Genomic DNA, 4,334 nt, shown 5'->3' with positions numbered 1-4,334 from the left:
GGGCAAGCCCGAGCTGGCGCTGGCGATCACCTCCGGATCCATCGTCAGCCGCCCGACCGGACACCCGCGCAACACATCGCGCTCGCGCCCCAGATACGCCTCGATCCGCTCGTACGGCGTGCCCGGCCCGTCGAGTACTCGCGCGGCGGTGGCCGACAACTCCTCGGCGGTCCGCCGGATCGCGGCCAGCGCCAGCTCGGGCTTGCCCTTGAAGTGGTGGTACATGCTGCCCTGTCCGGCGCCCGCCCGCTCCAGGATCGCCTTGGGGCTGGTGCCGACGTAGCCGCGCTCCCACAACAGCTCGCGGGTGGACTCGATCAGTCGCTCCGGGGTGCTCATACAGCCACTGTACATACTAGTAGTTACAGAAGTCGAGAGCGGCCGAGGGTGCAGGGAGCAGTCGGAACGACCCCTCGTACTCCCCGGGAGGTACACACACTGCCGCTGGCCGTACGACGACCCGACCCCCTCCTCGGAGCCAGTCTCGATACATCACAGCAAGACGCCACAACGAGGGAGCCCACAGAGGGCTCAAGGCTCCTTGGAGATGAATCGACATGCGGACTCTGGCGAACTGGAACGGCGGCGGCCCCGGCCCGTGGATCCTGTTCTTCCCGCTGATCTGGGCGGCCGTGGTGGTCGGCGTGGTGACGGTCCTGCGCCGCACCGCCTGGCGCGGAAGCGGCCGTGGCGGCCCCTGGCGCGCGATGACCGACACCCGCCCCACCGGCGACTCCCCGCTGGCCGTCCTCGGCCGCCGCTTCGCCTCCGGCGAGATCGACGAGGACGAGTACTGGCGCCGCCTGTCCGTCCTGGACGAGCAGTTCGGCCGGATCGGCAAGGGAGGCGGCCCGGCATGACCACCGCGACCACCACCCGCACGGCCGCGCGGGTCGTCGACGCCGTGAAGGTCTACGGCGTCGGCGACACCGCCGTACGCGCCCTGGACGGGGTGAGCGTCGGCTTCCCGGCCGGCCGCTTCACCGCGATCATGGGCCCCTCGGGCTCCGGCAAATCGACCTTGATGCACTGCGCGGCCGGCCTCGACACCCTCACCTCCGGCACCGCCCACATCGGCGACACCGAACTGGGCTCCCTCGACGACCGGCGCCTCACGCTCCTCCGCCGCGACCGAGTCGGCTTCGTCTTCCAGGCGTTCAACCTCATCCCCACGCTGACCGTCGCGGAGAACATCACCCTGCCCCTGGACCTCTCCGGAGCCAGAGGCGACCAGCACTGGATCGACGAACTCATCGACATCGTCGGCCTCCGCGACCGCCTCCACCACCGCCCCTCGGAACTCTCCGGCGGCCAGCAGCAACGCGTCGCCGTGGCAAGGGCGTTCGCGGGCCGGCCCGAGGTCGTCTTCGCCGACGAACCAACGGGCAACCTCGACTCCCGCTCCGGCGCCGAGGTCCTCGGCCTGCTCCGCAGCGCAGTACGCCAGACGGACCGCACGGTCGTCATGGTCACCCACGACCCGGTGGCCGCCGCCCACGCGGACGAGGTCGTCTTCCTCGCCGACGGACGCTTGGTGGACCGTATGGAATCCCCCACGGCCGACAAGGTGCTGGACCGCCTCAAGGCCTTCGAGGTGAGGTCATGAACGCGTCCGTGCGGCTGAGCATGTCCTCCCTGCGGACCCACAAAAGGCGCTTCGCCGGTACGTTCCTCGCGGTGTTCCTCGGGGTCGCCTTCCTCGCCGGGACCCTCGTCATGGGCGACACGCTGCGCGCCAACTTCGACACCATGTTCGGCGAGGCGACCAGCGGCACGGACGCCGTGGTGCGCAGCGCCGACGCCATCACGACACCCGGCGAGAGCCAGGGCGTACGGCAGCCGGTGAGCACGGCCCTGGTGAAGACCCTCGACCGGATCCCCGGCGTCGCGGCCGTCGCCCCCAGCATCCAGGGCGCGGGCCAACTCGTCGGCTCCAACGGCGAGGCCATCGGCGGCAAGGGCCCGCCCACCCTCGCGGGCAACTGGATCACCGACCCGGAACTCAACCCGTACCGACTCGCCGAGGGCCGCGCCCCGGCCAGGTCCGGCGAGGTCGTCGTCAACCAAGGCGCCGCAGACAAAGGCCACTTGAAGCTCGGTGACACGACGACCCTGCGCACGCCCGACCCCGTCGAGGTCACGATCGTCGGCCTCGCGACCTTCGGCGGCGAGGACGGCATGGCGCAGGTGACGTTCACCGGGATGACGCAGGCCGACGCCGAGAAGTACCTCACCGCGAGGCCGGGCGAGGCATCGACCATCAGCGTGCGCGCGGGTCCCGGCATCAGCCAACGCCAACTGGTCGACCGCCTGACGCCCCACCTCCCCAAGGGAGTCGAGGCGATCACGGGTCAACAGTCGGCCCAAGAGAACACGGACATGATCTCGTCCCAGTTCCTCACCGTCTTCACCACGTTCCTGCTGGTGTTCTCCGGCATCGCCCTCTTGGTCGCCACGTTCTCCATCCACAACACCTTCGCGATCGTCATCGCCCAACGCACCCGCGAGAACGCCCTGTTGCGGGCTCTCGGCGCCTCCCGCCGCCAGGTGACGGCGGCGACCGTCGCCGAGGCGAGCGTCGTAGCGGTGACCGCCTCGGCGGCCGGACTGGCGGGCGGCATCGGGATCGCGGCCGGCCTGAAGTTGCTGTTCCCGGCACTCGGATTCCCGTTCCCCGAGGGCGACTTGGTGATCCGACCGCTCTCCATGGCCCTGCCGCTGGCCGTAGGAATCGCCGTCTGCCTGGGCTCCGCCCTGATGCCGGCGGTCCGGGCCGGTCGCACCGCACCCCTGGCCGCGCTGCGCGAGACGATGGTGGACCAGTCCGGAGCGTCCCGCACCCGAGCGCTGACCGGATCGACCCTCGCGGTCCTGGCGCTCGCGGCCACCCTCACCGGCGTACTGATCTCACCGTCCCTCCTCCTGGCGGGAGTTGGCGCGGTACTGGCTCTGATCGCCTTCATCGTCCTGGGCCCAGTGGTCTCCTCCACGGCGGTACGCGTCCTCGGCAGCCCCCTCGACCGACTCCGCGGTGTGACCGGCAGCCTCGCGAGGCGCAACGCCCTGCGCAGCCCCCGCCGGACGGCCGCGACCGCGAGCGCGCTGATGATCGGGGTGGCCGTGGTGTCGCTGTTCACCGTCTTCGGCGCGTCGTTGAAGGCGACGATGGACCAGACGGTGTCCCGTTCCTTCGCCGGTGACGTGGCCGTCAGTACGCCGTCCTTCGGCGCGGGCGGCAGCGGACTGAGTCCCCAACTGGCCGGAGCCATCGGAAAGTTGCCCGAGGTGGACACGGCAGTGGGACTCGGCCGCGGAGTAGCCGAAGTGAACGGCAGGGGAAGGGCGCTGACGGTCACGAACCCCACAGCCCTGGCCCGAACCTTCGACCTGGGCAGAGTCCAGGGCTCCCTCCGCAACTTGGGCACCTACGGCATGGCCATCACCCGAACAGAGGCCGACCGCCAACACCTCACCACCGGCAGCAAGGCCCAACTCATCTTCACCGACGGCAAGAAGGAGACCTTCACGGTCCGCGCGGTCTACGGCCGCTCCGAACTCGCCGGCGACTACGTCATCACCCGCGCCGCCTGGGCACCGCACCGCACCCAGGACTCCGACACGCTCGTGGCCGTCTCCTTCAAGAACGGCGTGAACACGACCGAGGGCAAGGCCGCAGTCGAGAAGATCGCCACCCGCTACGGCAACCCACAGGTCCAGACCCGCCACGAATACGCCCAGTCCTCGGCCGGCGGCATCGACATGATGCTGACCCTCGTCTACGCCCTGCTCGCCCTGGCGGTCCTGATCGCCCTCCTCGGCATCGCCAACACCCTGACCCTGGCGATCCACGAACGCACCCGGGAACTGGGCCTGTTGAGGGCGGTGGGCCAGACCCGTTCCCAACTCCGGGCGATGGTCCGCTGGGAGTCGGTCCTGCTGGCCGCCTTCGGCACGGCCGGGGGCCTGGCCCTGGGAGCCTTCCTGGGCTGGGTCCTGGTCAAGGCCTCGGACGGCGCGAGCGACAGCGCCTTCACCTTCGCGATCCCACCCGTACAACTAGTCGTGGTGGCGCTGGTAGGCGTAGCGGCAGGGGCACTTGCGGGCCTCCGCCCAGCAAGACGGGCAGCACGCCTGGACGTACTGAAGGCGATCGCCACCGAGTGATCAAACACCGCCGATGAGACTCACGGCGTACACCCAAACCGACGGCGAGGGCCCACCAACTCCCACTGTCCCCACGCGGACGGCCGAGAGGGAGCCGTAGGGGCGCGCCGGTGTCGAGAGCCCCAGCGCGCGGAGGCCCGAAGGGTCGAGCACGGTGGGGCTCTCGACAC

At 70.3% G+C, this 4,334-nt stretch carries 4 protein-coding genes; 3 read left to right on the top strand and 1 reads right to left on the bottom strand.

The annotated features are described in order from the left end of the window. The coding region (locus JHN63_RS48180; RefSeq protein ID WP_234478818.1) for a TetR/AcrR family transcriptional regulator at positions 1 to 339 on the bottom strand (339 nt) is incomplete at its 3' end. Positions 340 to 557: 218 nt separating this feature from the next. On the opposite strand from JHN63_RS48180, the gene JHN63_RS48175 reads away from it, so the two are divergent. The 3 genes from JHN63_RS48175 to JHN63_RS48165 are packed head-to-tail and all read left to right on the top strand — an operon-like array spanning position 558 to position 4,164. Then, positions 558 to 860, top strand: a complete 303-nt coding sequence (locus JHN63_RS48175) for an SHOCT domain-containing protein (protein WP_200691468.1) — start codon at positions 558 to 560, stop codon at positions 858 to 860. After that, complete coding sequence (locus JHN63_RS48170) at positions 857 to 1,606, top strand: ABC transporter ATP-binding protein (RefSeq protein ID WP_200691467.1); 750 nt, start codon at positions 857 to 859, stop codon at positions 1,604 to 1,606. Before JHN63_RS48175 ends, JHN63_RS48170 begins: the two co-directional genes overlap by 4 nt. After that, positions 1,603 to 4,164: an ABC transporter permease gene (locus JHN63_RS48165; RefSeq protein WP_200691466.1), complete on the top strand. Its 2,562-nt coding sequence runs from the start codon at positions 1,603 to 1,605 to the stop codon at positions 4,162 to 4,164. Before JHN63_RS48170 ends, JHN63_RS48165 begins: the two co-directional genes overlap by 4 nt. The last annotated feature ends 170 nt before the right edge of the window (positions 4,165 to 4,334 follow it).

The sequence above is a fragment of the Streptomyces sp. MBT65 genome, from assembly GCF_016612545.1.
In the GTDB taxonomy this organism is placed as follows: Bacteria; Actinomycetota; Actinomycetes; order Streptomycetales; family Streptomycetaceae; genus Streptomyces.
Note: the sequence above shows the minus strand (reverse complement) of the source record. Positions and strands in the feature narration are given on the sequence as shown.

What these genes read in the sequence shown, in the direction of transcription:
- JHN63_RS48175 (WP_200691468.1), top strand. Translation starts at nt 558, where the DNA reads ATGCGGACTCTGGCGAACTGGAACGGCGGCGGCCCCGGCCCGTGGATC.
- JHN63_RS48170 (WP_200691467.1), top strand. Translation starts at nt 857, where the DNA reads ATGACCACCGCGACCACCACCCGCACGGCCGCGCGGGTCGTCGACGCC.
- JHN63_RS48165 (WP_200691466.1), top strand. Translation starts at nt 1,603, where the DNA reads ATGAACGCGTCCGTGCGGCTGAGCATGTCCTCCCTGCGGACCCACAAA.